We start from the raw sequence: 22,233 nt of genomic DNA on the forward strand, positions 1-22,233 counted from the left end.
TTTGATGCCTCCATCTTAAGGATCATGAATAAGAAGGAATTAGAATCCGGGGTTATGTATGGCAGACATGCAAATTTGGAATAGAATTCAAAACAGCTTCACCATCCGGTGAAGCTGTTTTATTTCACTAAGTAAACAGCGATTTAAAGTTAATTTCAACTACCTTGATTTGACAATGATTCAAGGTCAAGCGCAACCTTAATCCAAAATTGACAGCTCGTGGATGACAAGCTGTCCCCGATGAGTTCCTCAATCCGTTCTATTCGATACCTTAAGGTGTTACGGTGAATATGCATGGCTTTTGCGGCACTTTCCCGGTTGAACTCAAGAGAGGCGAGACATTTTAATGTTTCATAGAATATGAAACCACGCTCAGACAGCAGTTCCTTCGGCAGGATTAAGTTCCGTAATTGCTCAGCCCTATCCGAACTCATTGCTCCATAAATAAGCAGCTCACGCCTAAATCGGCCGGCAAAATAAGGCCCCTCTGATTGACTTTTGTATAAAACGATGGGGACTAAAGCTTTGGCCTCACGGTAGCTTTCAGCCAGAGATGAAACGTGCTGCTTTGTTTCCCCCAATATAAACACCGGGGCTGCTTCTTGACTGCTTTTATTTATGTTAAGTTGTAAGCGCTTTAGTTCCCTTTCGATTAAATTCTGATCTCCGCTAAAAGACAGTATTAAGACAAACTGATTCTCATATATCTCGCATAATCCGTCAACTTCAGCTGTATCCTCGATCCATTGTTCACATTCAGCCAGCAGCTTGTCCATATCTTCCCTTTCCCGAGGTCCATGCTTATTTTCATCAAAGAGAATCAGACCCGCAAGCCAATTTGTGCTCCGTGAAAAACCCAGCTCTTGTACTTTTTCTTCCATAATGGCGGGGGCTTCTTGCGGATTTTCGATTAGAAACTCCAGTAATTCCAAACGTAACTGTCTATTTTTCAGCTCCGTTTCCTTGTTATGTAGTACCTGATCGATAAGGAGAGCTGCCGCAAATTCAAGGATAGGAAGCTGTTCCTCCGTCAAGTCATTACCTGAGGGTAAAAGCCAAAGAGCTCCCCAAAAATCCCCTTCTATTTGAAGCGGAACAACAAAAGCATTAGTTTGTTCGCTGATTACCTGTACTTCAGTTTCTATCGGTCTTTCGTCAAGCAGACGATCAGATAAACTTTTTTGGAATATTGGAATAAGGGAACCCAATACTTCTGGCAGGTTAATGCTGGTTTCTTTTGGAACTGATTGTTCTAGTACTTTGTTCACAGAATCCGAAATGACGACTGGACAGTTCAAATGTTCACTCAAAAGCTCGCAAACTTTTATCCTGCTATTTGCCTCTCCTAATTCTTTGGCAAGTTTACTAGGTAGTTGTGCGGCTAATTCTCTTTTTTTAATTTTGCGGTTCATAATTTCAATATGAATCGCATGGGTTATTTTCACAAATGGTACATGATAGGGTGCTTCTAAAACAGGAATCGCATATTTTTCTCCAAATTCCAAGGCAGCCGGAGGACATTTTGTTAAGTAACGTCCGGTCGCAAATAGAATGCCTGAAATTTGATAACTCAAATATCCTTCAAGAAGTTTACTCTCCAATTCCTTATCTTTCGGCCAGCTTTGTCCGCTAGTTAAAAGCAGTTCCCCTCCCTCCAGGAAATGCTGCACATCATCATATTCAAAAGCGTGGGCCCAGCGTACTCTTCGATACAGTCCTTTTTGCCCTGAACGGACGGTTATACTGCTCAACTGCGACAGCTGCAATGCCTCTTTAACTGTTATCACGCAGTTTCCCCCTTTGTGCCATATGTATAGAAAATTCTAAATTTTATTACTATATTTTAGCATTATCTTACAATTGTGCAAAATATTAAATAATGCTAATCTTATTAAGCTACTATTTTATGATAAAATAGTGTAGAGCAATCTAGCTTTATACTTATAATTTTCCAAATCTTTCGATAACACTTACATAACTATTCTATCACTTTAATAATTTTTCTGCACTTTCAGACCCCCTGATATGAAAGCGCTATATCTATGAAATTAAATAAAGGAGGATTGCTATGATTACAATGAGAGAAGTCTTACAATTTCCTGAACTCCAGAAAGCGGTGGTCCATGCCGGAAAAGGCGGTTTAGGCCGTAAGGTCCGCTGGGTTCACGTCATGGATACTGAGGACGTGGGCCTCTTTTTAGAGGGTGGAGAATTTCTGTTGACGTGTGGACAAATATGGCCGCAAAATAAACAAGCGGAAGAAAGACTTCTCAACTCCTTTCTTCGCAACCAAATTTCGGGTATTCTCTTTGCCACAGGACGATACTTAACTGGATGCCCTGCCGCTGCATTAGAATTTGGTGAAAAAAACTCCATTCCTGTAATCGAAGTTCCATATAATGTCCCGTTCGTGAAAATTACCGAACAAATTCATCTGGAAATCATAGACCGACACTATAAAAAAATGGAGCGATCCGCACGGGTTCCAATTGAACTCAGGGATAAATTACAATCTTCTCCGAGTTACTCGTCCATTTGTGAAATTCTTGCCGGTTATCTTAATTGCCCAGTTGCGATAACGGATACTGCCAATCAAATCTATGTAAAGGCATCTCCAAACGTAGGAGAGCGTGTTAATTTTCAAAAATGCATTAATACTTTTATTCAAAACAAGCAGTCCCAACAGCTGATGAATAATGCAAAAACCGTTTATTTATCTGATAATCCCCTATCCTATATTATGAACGTTCCGATAAAGATAGAGGGAATAACAAGGGGTGCTCTTTGGCTGATCAGTCCGGGGCAAAAAGTAAATGAAGAGTTTGCTTATAGCCTCGATTTTGCCGCAGACCTCCTGGTTGATATCGTTTTAAATAAGCAAGATCTCGAAGCAAGAGGCAGACAGTTACATCTGGAATTACTGGAACTTCTGCTTGAAAATCCTGAAACAGCCTCTATCATCATTGAAGAAAGAATTCAGGAGCTTGGAATCGAACAACAAAAGCATTGGCTGGCAGGACTGATTCTTGTCGGGGTAAACAATCTTACCTCTCCCCTATCAATCGGGATGGAGTCAATTCGTGATGAATGTAAAAAGTGGATTGATGAAACCGAAGGGCTAAACGGCTTTTGCGAGATTTATAAAGAGCAGTTAGTGCTTTTTCTAGCATCTAATCTGGATAAAGCTTCTATTAAACAAGCAGTCCATCATTTACAAAATAATGTAAGAAATACAACAGCTCACACAGCTCCAGTCGTGGTATTAGGAGAGATCAAACAGCATGTTTTGTCTTTTAAAGAAAGTTACCAGGAGGCTAAAGCCTTGGCGCCTTTAGTTATTCATCAAAGCCATTCGGGGGGAGCATACTTTTCGGAGCAATTGAAACGTGAAATGTTTCTTTACGGGGGGCTAAGCCCCAAGAAAGCAATGGAATTTAGAAATATCATCTTGCCAAAGGAATTACTGACTGAACATGGAACCACCCTATACGAAACGTTAAAATGCCTTGCATTAAATAACTATAATCGCGATAAGGTAACAAAAGATCTTCACATCCATCTTAATACTTTACGCTATCGTATTAAAAGAATTGAACAACTTTTTGAAGAAAGTTTAACGTCGCCACGGTGCCAATTTTGGATTCAGGTAGCGCTTGATCTTGAATCATTGGCCACTGAATACAAGGAATCGGATCTGAAGAACGAATCAGAAGGCGATATCGCGATAATTTGAAAAAAGGTCTAATGGCGGCTCCCATTAGACCTTTTTCACGCTAATCCAGCTTAGTTATTTCAGGATTAAGAATGTTGGCATTAATAGAATTTTTCTTGGTTATGTTCGTTTTAATAGCATATAAGATGACTACTACAATGGCACTAAGGATGCTTAAGGTAAACTGAGACCGGGTACTAGCGTTAAAAGCCATTGTCGTGATGACCGCGATGATGGATAAACTGGCCAAAATTGTCAGATACGGGTATGCCCACATCCGTAATTTAAGACGCTCAGGCGCTTCACGCTCGATCTTTTTGCGAAGTATTAGCTGCGAAATAGCGATTAATAAGTAGACGAACAGCGCAATAGCTCCGGAAGAGTTCAATAAGAATTGAAACACTGTATCTGGTGATACGAAAGCCATAATGACGGAAATGAATCCAAATATCGTACATGTCAGGATTGCTTTTAACGGGACTCCTCTTTTTGTCACTTGTGTAATCCATTTAGGAGCGTCTCCTTTATCACCCAGAGCAAATAACATCCTCGAAGCAGTGTATATGCCGGAGTTCAAACATGAAAGGACGGCTGTTACAACAACCAGGTTCATAATCGTATCAGCGTATGGCATCCCCATTACTTTAAGTGCACTAACATACGGATTTGTAAGTGCTTTTGCATCATTCCAAGGAATAACACTGACGATAATAAAGACGGACCCTACATAGAATGTCATGATCCGGACAATAACAGAGTTTACCGCTTTTACGACTGCTTTTTCAGATTCAACTGACTCAGCTGCGGCAATTGTTACGATTTCGGAACCAACGAAGGAAAAAATAATGGTGGCAACAGCGATAAAAACGATTCCAGGTCCTTTAGGAATAAATCCGCCATGTGCCGTCAAGTTAGATAAGTGCATTTCTGTACCAGGCAATAAACCAAAAATGTAGGCACCACCAAGGGTAAGGAATAACGTGATGGCAACAATTTTTATCAATGAGAACCAATACTCAAATTCACCATAGGCTTTAACTGAAAAGATATTCGTGATCGTTAAGGCTACAAGCAAAATGAGATTTAATGCCCATAAAGACATATTAGGAAACAACCAATCTCTTAATATTTGAGCACCGGCAATTGCTTCTACTGCAATAACAATAACCCAAAAATACCAGTACAGCCAGCCCACGGTGAACCCCGCCCAATTCCCCAGCGCCTCACGTGCATAATCAGAAAATGATCCTAATGATGGCTTAGCAACAACCATTTCTCCGAGCATTCTCATAACAAGAATAACTAAGATTCCTGCCAATAATGCTGTAATGACAGCAGCCGGTCCTGTCATCTGAATGATAGCCCCGCTCCCGACAAATAAACCCGCACCGATTGAACCGCCAAAAGCAATCATTGTTAAATGCCTAATCTTTAGGCCTTTTTGCAGTTGTCCTTCCTGACTCATAAAATCTCCCCTTATTAAAGATTATTTTTTGTTCAGATGTAAAACAAACAAATGGAGACTATTTAAAAGTGACCAAATCTAAGGAGAATTCTTTTTTCAAAAAGGAAACGATTGTTTTTGTTGCATCTTCTACGATTAGTTTCCCTTTCTCAGCAGAGCTGGATCGTGCTGAATGCAAGCATCCTGTAGCCGGAATAAGAGATTTAGATGGAGGAAAACTTTGATAGGTTGGAGGACTTACCATTCCATCATCCGTAATCAAATCTTCATTAACAAGTTCTGGTGAAAGATGCATCATTAAGGATGTTTCGGAAATTGCCGCATGTTCCAGGGCCCAGCCCGGGAATTTTACTTCATCAAATACTCTTGACACTGTTTCAGCAGATAGATTATCCCACCAATTGCAAATTAAAACCTTAGGAAACTCTTCTGTTTGATTTCGAAGCAAGAGATCACAAGCTTCCGAAAGAAATGCCTCATTCTCATAATGTGCGCTGAAAATGAGAATTTGCTTCCAGCCATCGGCCACGAACTCTTTCAATAAATCGTATACTAATGAGGTTAAAGTAGAGCCGTTTAGATCAATCGTTCCTGGGAACATCGGCCCGCCGCCTGAGGCCGGCAGTGATTTATACCCATAAGATACTGTTGGGGCTACTACCGCATTCACTTCCCTGGCGATAGCCAAACTAAATTGTGTTGCGATAATCGTGTCAACACCAAGCGGCAAATGGGGTCCGTGTTGTTCTGTAGAGCCGACAGGTAAGATTAAGATCCCATTCTCTACTTTGTCACGATATTCTTTCCAGGTCATATTACTAATAAGACGATTCATTCCTCTACTCCTTTCAATTGTAATGACCTTCTGCATCACGAGCTGAAACTGCTTTCATTAATCTAAAATCCTGTTGTTACCTCCCATCTTCTATCATGTATCTCTAAGCTGCTATTGGCTTTGTTTTTTAAATCTTAACACCCTATGAAAGCGATTACTATTGACCGAAAGTGCTGAATTTTTGGAAAATTACACATAATTTTATATCTATTTTAGACAAATACAACAAAATAACAAGCAAAAGATGAGATTTCTACAAACTATCTTTCAATGTATTGGAACTATCTTGTACTGCGTGCACAAAATATCCCCTGTTTTTAAATCAAATATTAAGCATGAACATCCAATTGTTAACACGGAATATCGGTTGTAAGATGAAATTATATCAGGTAGTTTTCAAAATATTAAAAAATTGGTGGTGGTTGATATAAGTACATAAGAATAGAAGATTTTTAGTTTCCAGGTTAGCAAAGTTTAAAAATAAATTTTATTATCAGGAAGGCAGGAGAAGAAACATGCAACAAATCACAGATCTTGAAAGAACGAAAATTCTGCACAACGGCGAAAAGTTTAAAGGAACTTTCTCAAAAGCGGAAATGGAGCGCCGTAATACGAACTTGCGCAATTACATGGCTACAAAAGATATTGACGCTGTACTATTCACTTCTTACCATAACATAAACTATTACAGTGATTTCTTATTTACTTCTTTCAACCGGAATTACGGACTAGTTGTTACCCAAAACAAACACGTAACAGTCAGCGCCAACATCGACGGCGGAATGCCTTGGAGAAGAAGCTTCGATGAAAATATCGTTTACACTGACTGGAGAAGAGACAACTACTTCTATGCAATCCTAAAAGTTTTGGAAGAATCAGGAGTTAAAAAAGGCCGTTTAGGCATTGAAGAAGACCATGTATCCGTTGATCTTCGCAAAAAATTTGAAGATGCATTTCCAAACTTTGAATTAGTTGATGTTTCTCAAGACATTCAGAGATCACGCTGGATCAAATCTGCTGAAGAAATCCAACACATTAAAAATGGTGCAAGGATCGCTGACATTGGCGGTTATGCAGTTGTTGAAGCAATCCGTGAAGGTGTGCCTGAATATGAAGTAGCTCTTGCCGGAACACAAGCAATGACGCGCGAAATTGCGAAATTATATCCGCAGTCTGAATTAAGAGACACTTGGGTATGGTTCCAGTCTGGTATTAATACTGATGGTGCTCATAGCTGGGCTACATCTAGACAAGTACAAAAAGGTGATATCCTAAGCCTTAACACATTCCCGATGATTGCCGGTTACTATACTGCCTTAGAGCGTACAATGTTCTTGGAAGAAGTTTCTGATGCCCATCTTAAATATTGGGAAATCAACGTTGCCGTACACAAGCGCGGTATTGAATTAATCAAGTCTGGTGCAGTATGTAAAGATATCTGTGCAGAGTTAAATGAAATGTTCCGCCAGCATGACCTAGTTAAAAACCGTACATTCGGATATGGCCACTCATTCGGAGTTCTATCACACTACTATGGCCGTGAAGGCGGACTAGAATTCCGTGAAGATATCGAAACAGTTCTTCAACCAGGAATGGTCGTTTCTATGGAGCCATGCTTCAATATTCCTGAAGGACAGCCAGGTGCCGGCGGCTACCGTGAGCATGATATCTTGGTTATTAACGAAGATGGTACTGCTGAAGATATCACTGGCTTCCCATTTGGCCCTGAATATAACATTATTAAGAAGTAATTCAGGCGTTTAATAAAACAAAAGTTTGCTAGAACTGGGGGTTCATCGCCCCCAGTTTTATTCGCTTATAAAGCAGGAAACTTTTTTGAAGCAGACACATAGATTCTATTGTTCAGCAAAAGAGGTTGCTATTAATCTATGTAGAAAGGAGCATTAGAAATAAATGAAGAAAAACCAGCAAATTTGGAAGTATGCCTTGACATCCACATTGGTATCTTTATGTGTAATTGGCTTCGGCAGGATGTCTTATGGGATTCTAATGCCCTTTATGAAAGATAGTTTATCACTTACCTACCAGCAGGCCGGATTATTGGGCACAGTTACTGCTGTCGGCTATTTGAGCCTAGTTCTCTTTGTTGGCATATTTGCGGCGAAGTGGGGATCGAGGAAGTTAATCATCATCGGGACCTTGCTTGTCACCTGTGGTTTAGTCTATTTAACCTGGACGCAAACTTTTCTTAGCTGTTTAGTTGGAATGGTGCTGTTAGGGATCGGGGCTGCTTTCACCTATACCCCGCTGGTAAATATCGTGGTGGGATGGTATCCACAGCAAAGAGGAATGATGATTGGCTTTATTATTAGCGGTTTAGGATTAGGGTCACTGATTTCAAGCTTACTAATATCAGTCTTTACTGATTGGTTTTCCACCAATGGCTGGCGATATCTCTGGCTTTTATTCAGTTTCGTTACTCTTCTTTCCTCCTTTGTTTCCTATAGAATCCTTCGAGACCCTCCAACAGTGTTACATAAAACTGCTCAAAAGGGACATTCTTTTGTTCATGATGTGTACCTAAATAAAAAAGTTGTCCTGGTTGCAGTCATTTATGGGTTGATTGGATTTGCTTATTTAATTCCACAAAGTTTCCTATTTAGCTTTTTATTGGAGGCTCACATTAATCAATATTCTGCCGGCCATATCATGTCTTTGGGCAGCATTATGTCCATCTTTAGCGGGCCCTTATGGGGAACGATTTCGGACAAAATAGGCAGGAAGACCTCAATGCTGATTACCCTTTTTCTCGGCGCCGTCTCCATGATCATCCCGATCGTATTTCCGGTATACCTTGGGTTTGTCATCTGTCAATTCCTGTGGGGGATTACGTACGTCGGAATGCTTTCGCTTATTCAAGCTCTTTCAACAGAGCAGGTTCATCAATCTTACGCACCTGTTGCATTAGGTTATGCCACTGTTTATTTTGCTGTAGGACAGTTTATTGGACCCGGCCTTGGCGGCTGGTTCATTGACTATCTTGGCGGGATCCCTTCTGCGTTATTTCTTTGCAGCGGGCTACTTCTCGTAGCCTTTGTATTATCTACACAATTAAATAAAAAAGTAAAAGGAAAGCTGGTATTCGAAAAGCATCATGAATTAAGGGAAGGCCATGAGTGAATTCCTTATAGAAGAAGGGTAACCCAAATTATACTGGGTTACCCTTTTATTAATTAAGCATGAAGTTCCTTCCCATCAACCGCCAGTGCCGCTTCACCAATCGCTTCGGCTAAGGTCGGATGAGGATGGATGGTATGAGCAATCTCCATCGATGTTGCATTTAGAACCTGAGCTAAGCCCAGTTCCGTAATCATATCGGTTACATGTGGTCCAATCATATGAGCCCCTAGCAACTTATTAGATTCTTGATCAACAACCAGTTTGACAAAGCCATCCGCTTCACCAAATACGAGCGCTTTACCGATTGCCCGGAATGGGAATTTACCTATTTTCACCTGATAGCCTTTCGCTACGGCCTCATCTTCTGTCAGCCCGACACTTGCTACCTCCGGGCTTGAATAGATACATTTTGAAACAAGCGTATAATCGAGTGGTGCCGGTTTTTCACCCGCCATATGTTCAACGGCAATAATGCCTTCATGGGAGGCTACGTGGGCAAGCTGCAGGCCGCCAATCACATCACCAATGGCATAAATATTCGATTCACTTGTTTGATAGAATTCATTTGTCCTGATTACACCACGGTCAACTTCAACAATAGTATTCTCAAGACCAAACTCTTCCAAATTGGCCAATCTTCCGACTGAAACGAGCAGTTTATCAGCAGAATATGGAACTTCCTTCCCTTTTTGTTCCGCCTTAATCGATACACCTTCGCCTTTTTCTAATGTTTCTGGCAGCACCTTTGCCCCAGTGACAATTTTTACGCCTTTTTTCTTCATAAGGCGCTGTGCTTCCTTCGAAATTTCCTTATCCTCTGTCGGCAAAATGCGATCGGCATACTCGATAACTGTTACCTCCAAACCAAAGTCAATTAACATGGAAGCCCATTCGATCCCAATAACACCGCCGCCAACAATCAGAATCGAACTAGGCAGTTCTTCCATTTGCAGTGCTTCGTCCGATGTCATAACAAACTTCCCGTCCGCTTCCAAACCAGGAAGTGTTCTTGGTCGGGAACCTGTTGCGATTAAAATATTTTGACAGTTTAAGAGGATTTCCTCCTCCTCATTATTCAGTTGCACTGAAACATTACCTGCCCCTATAATCCTGCCTTTGCCTTCATAAACATCGATTTTACCTTTTTTCAGCAAATGCTGAACTCCCTTAAATAAGCGGTCCGTGATTTCTTCCTTCCGGGCCTGAACTTTTCGAAAATCAAGGCTGACTTCAGGAGCAATCACTCCGAACTTTTCGCCATTTTTTGCATTTGCAAATACTTCGGCACTTCTCAGCAGTGCCTTGCTCGGAATGCAGCCTGCATGAAGACATGTGCCACCTAGTTTTCCTTTTTCCACTACTGCCGTTTTTAACCCTAATTGGGACGCCCGAATGGCAGAAACATACCCGCCTGTTCCTCCGCCGATAATGACAACATCATATTCCTGTGACATTCTATATATCTCCTTTTATATCTATTTAAATCTCAGGTGGCACATGCACTTGAGCTAAAACTTTCGCCAACCTGAAAACCCTGTTCCTCTGTATAATCAATTTGTGTTACTTCATCTAAATAACGTTTTGTAAAATGGTCAATTCGAATTTGAATTCCTTCATATTCGATCACCGTATCATTCCGCCGCATTTCATCAAAAATAAGAGTAAATTTAACTGAAATTCCGCATCCGCCGGCAATATCCGCATCAATCCTTGGGAACTGATTTTCGTTTGTCTCTATTTTTTTCAGCTTGTTCACTGCTGCTTCTGTTAAGCTGATTACCATTTCTCTCTCCCCCTTTATAGTCTAACGCGATAATTTACACATTCATTTTTATCGCATTGACCTGTTCATCTGCATGATAAGAAGAGCGAACGAGTGGACCTGCTTCACAATGACTAAACCCCTTTTGCATGGCGATTTCCTTTAATTCGTTGAACTCTTGCGGACTCCAATACTTTTGAACTTTTAAATGTTGTTTTGTCGGCTGCAAATATTGGCCAATTGTGATGATGTCCACATTGTTAGCACGAAGATCGTCCATCGCTTCCATAATTTCTTCTCTTGTTTCGCCAAGGCCAATCATAATGCTGGATTTGGTCGGAATGTTTGGGTTTATTTCTTTTGACCTTCTTAAAAACTCAAGCGACCGTTCATATGTAGCGCGGGCACGCACTTTTGGGGTCAAGCGCTTTACTGTTTCAATGTTATGGTTTAATATATCGGGCCTTGCATCCATTAATATTTTTAAATTTTCATATTCTCCATTCATATCGGACGGAAGAACTTCTACACTGCAAAATGGGTTCCGGCGCCGGACTGCACGAACGGTCTCGGCGAAAACGCTCGCGCCCCCGTCTTTTAAATCATCTCGGGCAACCGCGGTGATGACAACATGCTTTAAACCCATTTGCTCGACCGATTCAGCTACACGTTCCGGCTCCACCAAATCCAGCTCTGTCGGAAGCCCGGTTTGTACAGCACAGAAACGGCAAGCCCTGGTGCAAACACTTCCTAATATCATAAATGTTGCGGTTCTTCTTACAGCCCAACATTCATGAATGTTAGGGCATTTCGCCTCTTCACAGACTGTATGAAGCTTTTTTTCACGCATCATTTTCTTTAAACCGGTATATTGTTCATTCGTATTTAATTTAATTTTAAGCCAATCAGGTTTGCGAACGTGTTCCACAGTCATTTCATCTACTCCCATGAACGAATCGAGTCAAATTTACGATACATTGATTTCAGTTATTTTGTATTATTTGCTTAAAACCACCACGCATGAAAATAAAGACTTTTCAAACATGGTGGTTTATTTTTTTAACCATGAACAAAATTAAGACTTTACTGTTTCTTTGCGTTCTTCCTTTTTATAGCGCAAGATTGGCTGCCTTGCCGCCTGTACCTCATCCAATCGTCCAATCACGGTTGTATGCGGGGCCTCCAGCACCACGCCAGGATTTTCTTCTACTTCTTTAGCAATTTGAATCATCACATCAGCAAAAGCATCCAGCGTTTCTTTTGACTCTGTTTCTGTCGGTTCAATCATCAAGCATTCTTCTACATTCAACGGGAAGTAGATGGTCGGCGGATGATAGCCGAAATCAAGCAGGCGTTTAGCCATATCAAGAGTCCTGACACCAAGCTTTTTCTGTTTGGATCCCGATAAAACAAATTCGTGCTTACAAACTTGTGAATATGGAGCCTCAAAATACGGTTCAAGTTTCTTGCGAAGATAATTCGCATGAAGCACAGCGCTTTCTGATACTTGACGCAATCCTTCTGGCCCCATTGTCCGAATATAGGTATACGCGCGGACAAGAATGCCAAAATTCCCATAATAGCCTTTTACCCTGCCGATTGACAAGGGCTGATTCGTATCCAGCACATAGCGGTCGCCGTCTTTGTCAACACGCGGTACAGGCAGGAACGGAATCAATTTCTTCTTGACTCCGACCGGACCCGCGCCAGGACCTCCGCCTCCATGAGGGGTTGTAAAGGTTTTATGAAGATTTAAATGGACAATGTCAAAGCCCATTTTTCCTGGAGTCGTTTTCCCTAAAATCGCATTCGCATTGGCTCCATCGTAATATAATAACCCGCCTGCTTCATGGACAATCTTGGCAATATCCAGGATTTCTTTTTCAAATAATCCAAGTGTATTCGGGTTTGTCAGCATTAATGCAGCTGTGTCACCATCGACATGTTTCTTTAATTCTTCGAGGTCGACCAACCCATCTTTATTTGATGGAATGGTTACCGTTTTAAAACCAGCAACGGTGGCACTGGCAGGGTTGGTTCCATGGGCAGAGTCGGGAACAAGTACCTTTGTTCTCTTTTCGCCCTTTTGCTCATGATAAGCTTTTACCATCATCAACCCGGTCCATTCGCCTTGAGCACCGGCAGAAGGCTGCAATGTAACGGCATCCATTCCGGTAATGACAGCTAATTCTTCCTGCAATTCATATAGAAGCCTAAGAGCACCTTGTACGGTTTCAACTGGCTGATAAGGATGAATGCGGCTAAAGCCGTCAAACCGTGCCACATCTTCGTTAATTTTCGGGTTGTATTTCATCGTACAAGAACCAAGCGGATAGAACCCATTATCAACCCCGTGATTTTTATTCGAAAGTGCTGTATAATGGCGTACCAGCTGAAGTTCTGATACTTCCGGCAGCTCCGCTGCATCCTGACGGATCAAATGCTTAGGAAGCAGTTCTTGCAAATCAACTTTTTCAACATCGCTTGCCGGAAGGCTGGCACCAACACGGCCCGGGCGACTGACTTCAAAGATTAACTCACTATACTCAACCATTTACAACTGCCTCCAATACATTGATAAATTGGTCAATCTCCTCTTTCGACCGCTGCTCAGTTACAGCAATCAGCATTTGATTTTCGAACCCGTACTCACTTCCCAAATCAAACCCGCCAATGATGCCTGCTTCAAGAAGCTTCGCATTTACTTGCTTGACCGGAAGCGGCAGCTCAACGATAAATTCATTAAAGAATGGTGCCTGATTTTCAATAATAAAGCCTTTTTCTTTTAACCGTTTGGCCATATAAGCAGCTTTCTCAATGTTCAGCTGGGCCATGTCACGAATCCCTTGTTTTCCAAGTGCCGACATACAAATGGCAGAAGCAAGGGCATTCAATGCCTGATTGGAACAGATATTGGAGGATGCTTTGTCACGGCGAATATGCTGCTCCCGTGCTTGCAGGGTCAACACAAAGCCGCGTTTCCCTTGATCATCTGACGTTTGCCCGACAATCCGGCCCGGAACTTTACGCATCAACTTTTTATCAACGGCAAAATAACCGCAATGCGGACCGCCAAAGGACATGGGGATTCCTAATGGCTGCATATCACCGATAACAATATCCGCCCCGAGATTTCCCGGTGCCTCCAAGAGTGCCAGCGCAAGCGGGTTAGCGCTGACAATAAACAGAGCCCCTTTTGCCGCTGCAATTTTCTTCAATTCCGCTAAATCTTCAATCGAACCAAAGAAATTTGGGTATTGGACAATCACAGCCGCAGTGGTTTGGTCTACTTGTTCCTCAAGCTTCTTTAAGTCTGTTACATCACCATCAAGACGAGTTTCTTCCATTATATATGTCTGTCCCACAGCTACCGTTTTCAGAACGGCGCGGGATTCAGGATGAACCGCCTCTGACACAATTACTTTAGAGCGCTTCGTATGAGCAACTGCAAGAGAGGCAGCTTCAGCCAATGAGGTAAAGCCATCGTACATCGAAGAATTGGCTACATCCATACCTGTCAGTTCACATACCATTGTTTGAAATTCAAAGATCGCCTGAAGTTCACCCTGGCTGATTTCCGGCTGATAGGGTGTATAGGCTGTATAAAATTCAGAGCGAGATATCATGTGATTCACTACACTTGGGATGTAATGGTCATAGGTTCCTGCACCAAGAAACGTCGGGTATTGATTGGCATTTATATTTTGCCCAGCAAGCTGTTGCATTTTTTTCAACAGAAGCGGTTCGGGAACTGCTTCCGGTATATTTAGCTCACCATCGAGACGAATCTCCGCCGGCAAATCCTCGAATAAGGCATCCACAGACGAAGCATTTAACAATTCAAGCATTTCCGCTTGATCTTCTTTTGTATCAGGAAGGTATCGATAAGTCGCTGTCATCCTATTCCTCTCCTTCATTAATAAATGCCTGGTACTCAGCCTCATTTAAAAGCGATTCTAATTCTTCTGGATTGGACAATTCTACCTCTACCAGCCAGCCGCCATCATATGGTTGTTCATTGATCGTCTCAGGAGCGCTTTCCAGTTCCTCATTGACACTTACAACTGTACCGGATACAGGTGAGTAAATATCAGAAACTGCTTTAACCGACTCAATTGTCCCGATTGTTTCGTTAGCCGTTAATTCATCGCCTTCTGCTGGATTCTCAACGAAAACGATATCCCCCAACTGGTGCTGTGCATAATCAGAGATTCCGATTCGCACACGATTTTCACCCAATAATAATACCCACTCATGCTCCTTGCTATATAAAAGGTTTGCTGTTGCGTTTGTCATATGAACCCTTCCTTCCACCCTAGTTTTCAAAATTTAGTCATTCCTGTAAAACCAATCAATCTCGGAAAAAATGAACCTAACTCTTTTTATAAAAAGGTGTTTTCACAACAACTGCCTCAATTTGCTTATTGCGAATTTCAACCTTAACCTGAGTTCCAACTGCTGCAAATTCTGCGCTTAAAAGGGCAAGGCCTAAACTTTTCTTCAATGTCGGGGAATGGGTTCCCGATGTAATGAAGCCAATTTCCTCTCCGCCTTCAGAAAATACTTTATAGCCATGCCGCGGGATCCCTCTCCCTGTCACTTCGATTCCGACTATTTTTCGTTTTAATCCTTCTTCTTTTTGCTTAGCGAGTACTTCCTTACCTAAAAATGCTGATTCTTTGTTTGTTTTTACGGCAAACCCAATGCCTGCTTCCAGCGGTCCGATGTCGCTGGAAAGCTCTTGACCATACAGTGCCAAGCGGGCTTCAAAGCGAAGTGTATCCCGGGCCCCAAGTCCGCAAGGCTTTAAGCCATCTTCTGTTCCTGCATCTAAGAGCCTCTCCCAAAGCGCTTCCACTTTGTCTGCCGCTAAATAAAGCTCAAATCCGTCCTCTCCCGTATAGCCGGTGCGCGAGACTAGTACACCAGAGATCCCGGAAACTGTGACATGATCAGCAAAATGGAAAAAGCCAATTTCCGCTAAATTTGTATCGGTTACTTTTTGTAAAATTTTTTCGGCTTTTGGACCTTGAATGGCAAGCTGGGCAGTATCAGAAGAAATATTTGTTAAGGCTACATTCCCTTGTGCCTGCTGTTTCATCCACTCGTAATCTTTTTCGATATTTGCCGCATTAATCACGAGCAGATACTTTTCACTCGCTAACTTGTAAACTAGTAAATCATCGACTGTTCCGCCGTCCGGGTAACACATTGCCGTATACTGTGCCTGGTTGATCTGAAGCTTGGTTACATCGTTTGTTACGAGGTAATTAATATAGCTCTCAGCATCTTTTCCTTCTACAAGGACCTCACCCATATGTGAAACATCGAACAGGCCTGCTTCGTTACGGACTACCTCATGTTCTTCTAAAATTCCGGAAAATTGAACCGGAAGCTCCCAGCCTCCAAAATCAATGACCTTTGCGCCGTACTTTTTATAAGTTTCAAAAAGCGGTGTCCGCTTTAATACTGTATCTGTACTCATCTGAGCCCCTCCGTCTTAAGTGTTTCTGCAAAGTAACCGATCTTTTAATTTTATTCCCGTGTCCGTCATCGCTAGGCCGCCGAGCGCCGTTTCCCTTAGTGTACGCGGCATTTCCTTGCCTATTTTGTACATTGCCTCAATGACTTCATCACATGGGATCCGGCTTTCAATTCCGGCCAGCGACAGGTCGGCTGCTGAAAAGGCAATCGACGTGCCGATCACGTTTCGCTTAATGCAAGGAACTTCTACGAGACCGGCAACTGGGTCACATACTAACCCTAAAAGGGATTTCATCGCGATTGCGGTGGCGTTTACGACCTGCTCTGGTGTCCCGCCCTTTAATTCAACAATTGCCCCGGCCGCCATTGCGGTGGCCGAACCAACCTCCGCTTGGCATCCTCCTGCCGCCCCAGAGATAAAGGAGCAGTTGGCAATCACATATCCGAGTGCACTTGCGGTAAACAAACCCATGACTAAATCCCGATAGGAGGTGTCGTCATTCTTTCGCAGTGAAAATAAAACCCCCGGTAAAATACCGGCTGCCCCGGCCGTTGGCGTCGCCACAATCACGCCCATCCGTGCATTGCTTTCAGATGTTGCCATCGAGAACGTCATTGCATCGTTAATATATGGACCTGACAAGCCCTTCCCGTTATTTACATATTCGCTCATCTTGACGGCATCACCGCCGGAAATACCGCTTGGTGCCGGGGAAGCATCTTCTACACCGGTCTCCACTGCTTGCTTCATTTTAATTAACCGCTCTGCCATCATATCGATGATCGTCTCTTTGTCACGGCCTGATTTTTCCATTTCCACCATCAGCATCATTTCGCCAACTGTTTTCCGTTCACGGTTACAAAGTTCAATAAGCTCGTTCATTGACCGAAAATCCATCATACACCCTCCAAGATCGCTTCATGAAAAGGATTGGAACGAAATTTTGCTGCGATTTCTGAAAAATCATCACTTGTGCTTAATCGAATATCAACTATTTCATCATCAATCATAAAGATCTTTGATAAACCGCCGCCTAATGATACACCGCCTACTTTAACAAAATGGCCCGTACGTCTTGCCCTAATAACAGTTGTATTGGGATGATCGTAATAAGGACAGCGATCTTCAAATTTAAATTCATAGTGAAGCCCGTATCGTTTGGTTAATTCAACCGCATATCTAATTCTGGTATCATCTGTATTCATCCCAAGCAGGCCGCCAAGAAGCGCTTTATCCGTTCCGTGTCCCTGGTATGTTTCGGAGAACGAATCATAGAACGTAATATCCGCCCTTTGCGGGGACCCTCCAAGCAACTCATAAACAAATTTCCCAATTGATACAACACCGGCGGTATGGGAACTCGATGGCCCTACCATAATCGGGCCGATGATGTCAAAACAGCTTTGATACTCCATTAAGCTACCCCTTTCTTACACAGTGATTGGCTGTTGAAATAATGGAAATCTCCCGCAAATTGCTTTTGTTGTCTTTCTCCCCTGTTCGATTACGGCTAAATCCCCTTTGCTCTTAAGAACGGCTGCGATCACTTTTGCGATTTGCACCATTTCCTCTTGTTTCATTCCACGTGTTGTTAACGCGGCTGTTCCCATGCGGATTCCGCTTGTCACAAACGGGCTTTGCGGGTCGTATGGAATGGTGTTTTTATTAACTGTAATCCCGACTTCTTCAAGCAGTTTCTCTGCTTCTTTTCCTGTTAAATCCCATGGACGCACATCGAGGAGCACAATATGATTATCAGTCCCGCCGGATACAAGCGCTGCCCCATCCTGCTTTAACGCCTCTCCCAGTGCAGCTGAATTTTCAATAATTTGTTTGGCATATTCCTTAAAGCTTGGCTGCAATGCCTCATTGAAAGCAACTGCCTTAGCGGCAATAATATGCATAAGCGGTCCGCCCTGAATTCCTGGAAAAACAGCTTTATTTATTTGTTTGATGATTTCTTCATCGTTTGTTAAAATCACACCGCCTCGTGGGCCGCGCAATGTTTTATGAGTGGTGCTGGTCACAACATCCGCATATGGAACCGGAGAAGGATGGAGACCTGCAGCAACAAGTCCGGCAATATGGGCCATATCAACCATCAGTTTTGCGCCAACCTGATCGGCGATTTGTCTAAATCTCGCAAAATCAATAACTCTCGGATAGGCGCTTGTACCGGCGATAATTAATTTTGGTTGTTCCCTTTTCGCAACTTCTTCCAGCTCATCGTAATCAATCAGGTGATTGTCTTCTCTTACCCCATAAGAAACGACATCGAACCATTTTCCTGACATTGCTACCGGACTGCCGTGAGTTAAATGGCCGCCATGCGATAAATTCATCCCCATAATCTTATCGCCTGGTTGAAGCAAGGCGAAAAATACAGCAGTATTGGCCTGGGCACCGGAATGTGGCTGGACATTGGCAAATTTGGCGCCGAATAATTTAGTTAACCGTTCAATCGCTGCCTGTTCTGCGACATCCACAAATTCACAGCCGCCATAATAGCGCTTACCGGGATAACCCTCGGCATACTTATTCGTCATCACACTTCCCATTGCTTCCAAAACATCCGGGCTGACAAAGTTTTCAGATGCAATTAATTCCAACGTATGAAGCTGGCGATTTTTCTCACTTTCAATTGCCTCAAAAATTGTTGAATCGTTTTGTTGTAAACTCATTGACAATTCCTCCATTTTTCCATAATTGCTTTTAAAAAAACAAAAAAGGACAGAAAAGGGGTGTAAAATCATCCCTTCTCTGTCCTTTTACCTGAGAGTTAAACTCCAACATTTGGAGCTTTCTCCTTTGGTGGCATTTTCAAATACGCTCTCCAGAGGTGCGTCCTGTTATGGTTCTTTTACCTGAGAGATTGGTTCCAAGGGTTTTTTTGGAACTTGCTCCTTCGGTGGTAGATGTAGATATTACACTCTCCCACAACAATCATCCGCTCTATTCAATTTTATTATTTTCAGAATAATCATTCTGTTTGTAATTGTCAATGCTTTTTTAAATAAGTTTGGTTATTACAAATAAGTAGGATTTGCTTCTACATTTTTGAAGTAAACCACTTCGCCATCACTTTCACCATCGAAAATAACCGTTGTATTAGGGGAGAAGACTAATACGTCCCCAACTTCTGCCACATATTTGTTTCCTTCTACATCGCGGACAACCATTTTACCTTTGGTCACAACTTTAATTTCGATAAACGTAAATTCTGCAGAATAATCAACCGAAGGCTGGAGTGCATAGTAACCCATTGTTAATACTTGTTTTTTGTCTGTAATCGGCACATCAAGGATTTGCCCCTTTAACTCAGGTGTTCCCCGCAATACGCTTAATTCATTTAATTTATAGGTTCCTGCTTTAATTAATTGAATGCCCGGTTTTGCATCTAAATAAGTTAATTGGCTTTGTGTTAATGTTTTTTCGCTCATTTTTGCACCTCTAAATTTATTATTTTTTTTTATCGTTCTAGGATAATGGCAATTTAATAATCTATTAGATCTTTGCTTTCTGTTTTAAAGCAGGGCGATTGATAGAGAAAAGAGAAATATCATGTTCGGTTTTGCCAGTTGTCACTAGTTGGCTTAGCGTTTCACCAACAACACTTGAGAATTTAAATCCATGGCCGGAGAAGCCTGCTGCGATTGCCACATTGGAGTACTGCGGATGCAAATCAATCACAAAATGCTCATCAGGTGTTTTTGTGTACATGCAAACTGCCCCTCTTTTAAGAGTTCCAGTAGCACCCGGCATGTATTCTTCTAGGAATCTGCGAATATTTCCTTCATCCTCCGTATAGATACCAAATTCACGATTAATTGTATCCGGGTCGATTTCTTGACCGAAAGTATGGTATCCTATTTTCAAACCGCAGCCGCTGAAGCTTGGGAACCCGTAATAGATGCCTGTCGGTACTTCAACCATGAAGGCCGGGAAACCATGGGTATTGCTATACTGTGATTCTTCGCATTCGAAGAACCCAACAACTTGGCGGTAAGGCTGTAACGGAATATCAATATTTAATTTTGATAGAAGTTTGCTGTTCCAAGCCCCCATGCTCAAAATCAACTTACTTCCGGTAAAGGAACCAAATTCAGTTTGGATTTTGACAGAGTCCTCGGAAATTTCAAAATCCTCAACCCTTGTATGTGTTAACACTTTTGCACCATTTGCTTCGGCTAGCTCGCGATAGGCGCGAATGCAATTTTCACTGAATAAGACGCCGGAGTTTTTTTCATAGATTGCATTAAAGTTTTCAGGGACGGTTACACCCGGCCAGCGCTGATGAATTTCTTCGCCTTCTAGTAAATCAACATCCAACCCATGAATGTTAGCAGCTTCTATCGTTTCAGCAACGAAGTCAGATTCACCTTTAGGTCCAAATACTAAAACACCGGTTTTTGTAAAAATCTTATGATGTGTTTCTCTCTCAAGTTCATACCATAACTCTTGTGCTCTTAAGGCAAACGGTACATACTCCCGTCCTTCACCATAGGCATGGCGGATAATCCGTGTGTCACCGTGATGGCTGCCATTCGTATGAGGCGGATCAAATGCATCTACCAATAATGTTTTCACACCTTGTTTGGCCAGGTAATAACCTGCTGCCATTCCCATCGATCCTGCGCCAACTACAATTACATCAAAGTCTTTTTTGCTCATCGTTTCTGCTCTCCTTTTTCAATAATTTAAATTTTCTTAATTCTTTAATAACATCTTACGACCTTTCTGCTATCATGTAAAATGATTAAAAGAGATACTATCTATCTCTATTAGAAATATTATCTCTATTAGCAATATGGTAATAGGAATAACAGATTGATACGGGGGAATAGCCATGGAAATTAAGGATTTGCGGATCTTTCAAAAGGTAGCTGAATTCGGAAGCATTTCAAAGGCCGCCAAAAGCTTAAATTATGTTCAATCCTATGTAACCGTAAGGATCAGGCAGTTGGAGGAAGAACTTCAAACCGAGTTATTTCACCGCTCAAGCCGCGGCATGGTTATCAATTCGGAAGGAAAAAAACTATTGTTTTATGCTCAAAAAATTATTTCCATGGTCGATGAGATGTTAAAAGTGGTCCAAGACTCGGATAACCCAGTTGGCACCCTTGAAATAGGCACTGTTGAGACATTATACAAACTTCCACTGATTCTTTCCGCCTATCACAAGAAATATCCCAACATTGACTTGTCTCTTGTAAGTGGTGTAACGGAGGATCTTGTCGAGGATATTCTCAGCTATAAACTGGACGGAGCATTTGTGACAGGAAATTTTAATCATCCACAAATTGCTCAATATGAAGTCTTTGAAGAGGAGTTGGTTTTAATCTCCAACAAGGAAGAGGTTCCTTTTGAGGAATTAAAAAACAAGCCGCTCCTTGTTTTCAAACAAGGGTGCAGTTACCGTTCAAAATTGGAGGGCTGGGTCCGCGATGAGGGAAGAATCAATGCAAAAATCATGGAATTTGGCACATGGGAGACGATTTTGGGCAGTGTAATAGCCGGTTTGGGGATTACGATTATCCCAAAATCTACGGTTAGTCTCTTGGAGGCAGATGGGGTTGTTCGAATCTATCATATTCCCGAAAAATACTCCAAAATCACAACGGTTTTTATTCGCCGGGCAGATTCATTCCTGACAAATACAATGCAGAAATTTATCGAAACGATTAAAGATGTTAGTCATCAAGAAAAAAAGGTGGAATCATAAATATAGTCCAAAAATAGGTGTTAGCTTAGTCCCCCTGCATAAATGGAAGGGGGACTAAGCTAATTCCAGTTTACAAGATAAAGAGTTTTTAGCGGGGATTTTTTTTCGATT

The 22,233-nt window shown here is 42.0% G+C and carries 19 protein-coding genes and 2 riboswitches; of the genes, 4 read left to right on the forward strand and 15 right to left on the reverse strand.

Annotated features, from left to right (window positions below; translation table 11 throughout):
- Positions 1-155: 155 nt before the first annotated feature.
- Positions 156-1,787 carry a PucR family transcriptional regulator ligand-binding domain-containing protein gene (locus KHB02_RS23435; RefSeq protein WP_213147514.1) on the reverse strand — a complete coding sequence of 544 codons (1,632 nt, stop codon included), beginning with the start codon at positions 1,785-1,787 and terminating at the stop codon, positions 156-158.
- 281 nt (positions 1,788-2,068) lie between these two features.
- Here KHB02_RS23435 and KHB02_RS23440 point away from each other — a divergent pair, with 281 nt between their 5' ends.
- A complete protein-coding gene (locus KHB02_RS23440; RefSeq protein WP_213147515.1) occupies positions 2,069-3,733 on the forward strand; it encodes a PucR family transcriptional regulator in 1,665 nt (554 codons plus the stop codon).
- A 40-nt stretch (positions 3,734-3,773) separates the two neighbouring features.
- On the opposite strand, the gene KHB02_RS23445 is transcribed toward KHB02_RS23440, so the two are convergent.
- Both KHB02_RS23445 and KHB02_RS23450 read right to left on the reverse strand, forming a co-directional pair.
- Positions 3,774-5,177: an amino acid permease gene (locus tag KHB02_RS23445; RefSeq protein WP_213147516.1), complete on the reverse strand. Its 1,404-nt coding sequence runs from the start codon at positions 5,175-5,177 to the stop codon at positions 3,774-3,776.
- Between the two features lie 58 nt (positions 5,178-5,235).
- Positions 5,236-6,012 (reverse strand): creatininase, encoded by a 777-nt coding sequence (locus KHB02_RS23450; RefSeq protein ID WP_241114044.1) that lies wholly within the window; start codon positions 6,010-6,012, stop codon positions 5,236-5,238.
- 515 nt (positions 6,013-6,527) lie between these two features.
- Between KHB02_RS23450 and KHB02_RS23455 the strand changes: the two genes are divergently transcribed.
- Entirely contained in the window at positions 6,528-7,763 is a 1,236-nt protein-coding gene (locus tag KHB02_RS23455) for a M24 family metallopeptidase (protein WP_213147518.1), read from the forward strand.
- 163 nt (positions 7,764-7,926) lie between these two features.
- Complete coding sequence (locus tag KHB02_RS23460; protein ID WP_213147519.1) at positions 7,927-9,153, forward strand: YbfB/YjiJ family MFS transporter; 1,227 nt, start codon at positions 7,927-7,929, stop codon at positions 9,151-9,153.
- Positions 9,154-9,206: 53 nt separating this feature from the next.
- On the opposite strand, the gene lpdA is transcribed toward KHB02_RS23460, so the two are convergent.
- The 12 genes from lpdA to solA form a co-directional block, all read right to left on the reverse strand.
- Positions 9,207-10,607, reverse strand: coding sequence for a dihydrolipoyl dehydrogenase (lpdA, locus tag KHB02_RS23465; protein WP_213147520.1), 1,401 nt, complete (start codon positions 10,605-10,607; stop codon positions 9,207-9,209).
- Positions 10,608-10,639: 32 nt separating this feature from the next.
- Positions 10,640-10,936 carry a HesB/IscA family protein gene (locus KHB02_RS23470; protein ID WP_213147521.1) on the reverse strand — a complete coding sequence of 99 codons (297 nt, stop codon included), beginning with the start codon at positions 10,934-10,936 and terminating at the stop codon, positions 10,640-10,642.
- Positions 10,937-10,970: 34 nt separating this feature from the next.
- Entirely contained in the window at positions 10,971-11,849 is an 879-nt protein-coding gene (gene lipA / locus KHB02_RS23475; protein ID WP_213147522.1) for a lipoyl synthase, read from the reverse strand.
- Positions 11,850-11,990: 141 nt separating this feature from the next.
- Positions 11,991-13,469 (reverse strand): aminomethyl-transferring glycine dehydrogenase subunit GcvPB, encoded by a 1,479-nt coding sequence (gene gcvPB / locus KHB02_RS23480; RefSeq protein ID WP_213147523.1) that lies wholly within the window; start codon positions 13,467-13,469, stop codon positions 11,991-11,993.
- The gene (gene gcvPA, locus KHB02_RS23485; protein ID WP_213147524.1) at positions 13,462-14,814 is read right to left on the reverse strand and encodes an aminomethyl-transferring glycine dehydrogenase subunit GcvPA; all 1,353 of its coding nucleotides are present in this window, start codon (positions 14,812-14,814) and stop codon (positions 13,462-13,464) included. Before gcvPA ends, gcvPB begins: the two co-directional genes overlap by 8 nt.
- Before the next feature lies 1 nt (position 14,815).
- Positions 14,816-15,211: a glycine cleavage system protein GcvH gene (gene gcvH, locus KHB02_RS23490; RefSeq protein WP_213147525.1), complete on the reverse strand. Its 396-nt coding sequence runs from the start codon at positions 15,209-15,211 to the stop codon at positions 14,816-14,818.
- 76 nt (positions 15,212-15,287) lie between these two features.
- Complete coding sequence (gcvT, locus tag KHB02_RS23495) at positions 15,288-16,400, reverse strand: glycine cleavage system aminomethyltransferase GcvT (protein WP_213147526.1); 1,113 nt, start codon at positions 16,398-16,400, stop codon at positions 15,288-15,290.
- 15 nt (positions 16,401-16,415) lie between these two features.
- Entirely contained in the window at positions 16,416-17,297 is an 882-nt protein-coding gene (gene sdaAA, locus KHB02_RS23500) for an L-serine ammonia-lyase, iron-sulfur-dependent, subunit alpha (RefSeq protein WP_213147798.1), read from the reverse strand.
- Entirely contained in the window at positions 17,297-17,815 is a 519-nt protein-coding gene (locus KHB02_RS23505; RefSeq protein WP_213147527.1) for a serine dehydratase beta chain, read from the reverse strand. Before KHB02_RS23505 ends, sdaAA begins: the two co-directional genes overlap by 1 nt.
- A 15-nt stretch (positions 17,816-17,830) precedes the next feature.
- A complete protein-coding gene (gene glyA, locus KHB02_RS23510; protein WP_241114045.1) occupies positions 17,831-19,081 on the reverse strand; it encodes a serine hydroxymethyltransferase in 1,251 nt (416 codons plus the stop codon).
- 77 nt (positions 19,082-19,158) lie between these two features.
- A riboswitch (glycine riboswitch) is annotated at positions 19,159-19,239 on the reverse strand.
- 3 nt (positions 19,240-19,242) lie between these two features.
- Positions 19,243-19,347: riboswitch (glycine riboswitch) on the reverse strand.
- A 79-nt stretch (positions 19,348-19,426) separates the two neighbouring features.
- A complete protein-coding gene (locus tag KHB02_RS23515; RefSeq protein ID WP_213147528.1) occupies positions 19,427-19,840 on the reverse strand; it encodes a hypothetical protein in 414 nt (137 codons plus the stop codon).
- Positions 19,841-19,904: 64 nt separating this feature from the next.
- Entirely contained in the window at positions 19,905-21,071 is a 1,167-nt protein-coding gene (solA, locus tag KHB02_RS23520; protein ID WP_213147529.1) for an N-methyl-L-tryptophan oxidase, read from the reverse strand.
- 175 nt (positions 21,072-21,246) lie between these two features.
- Here solA and KHB02_RS23525 point away from each other — a divergent pair, with 175 nt between their 5' ends.
- Positions 21,247-22,122: a LysR family transcriptional regulator gene (locus tag KHB02_RS23525; RefSeq protein ID WP_213147530.1), complete on the forward strand. Its 876-nt coding sequence runs from the start codon at positions 21,247-21,249 to the stop codon at positions 22,120-22,122.
- Positions 22,123-22,233 lie beyond the last annotated feature (111 nt).

This window comes from Neobacillus citreus, from assembly GCF_018343545.2.
Lineage (GTDB): Bacteria > Bacillota > Bacilli > Bacillales > Cytobacillaceae > Neobacillus > Neobacillus citreus.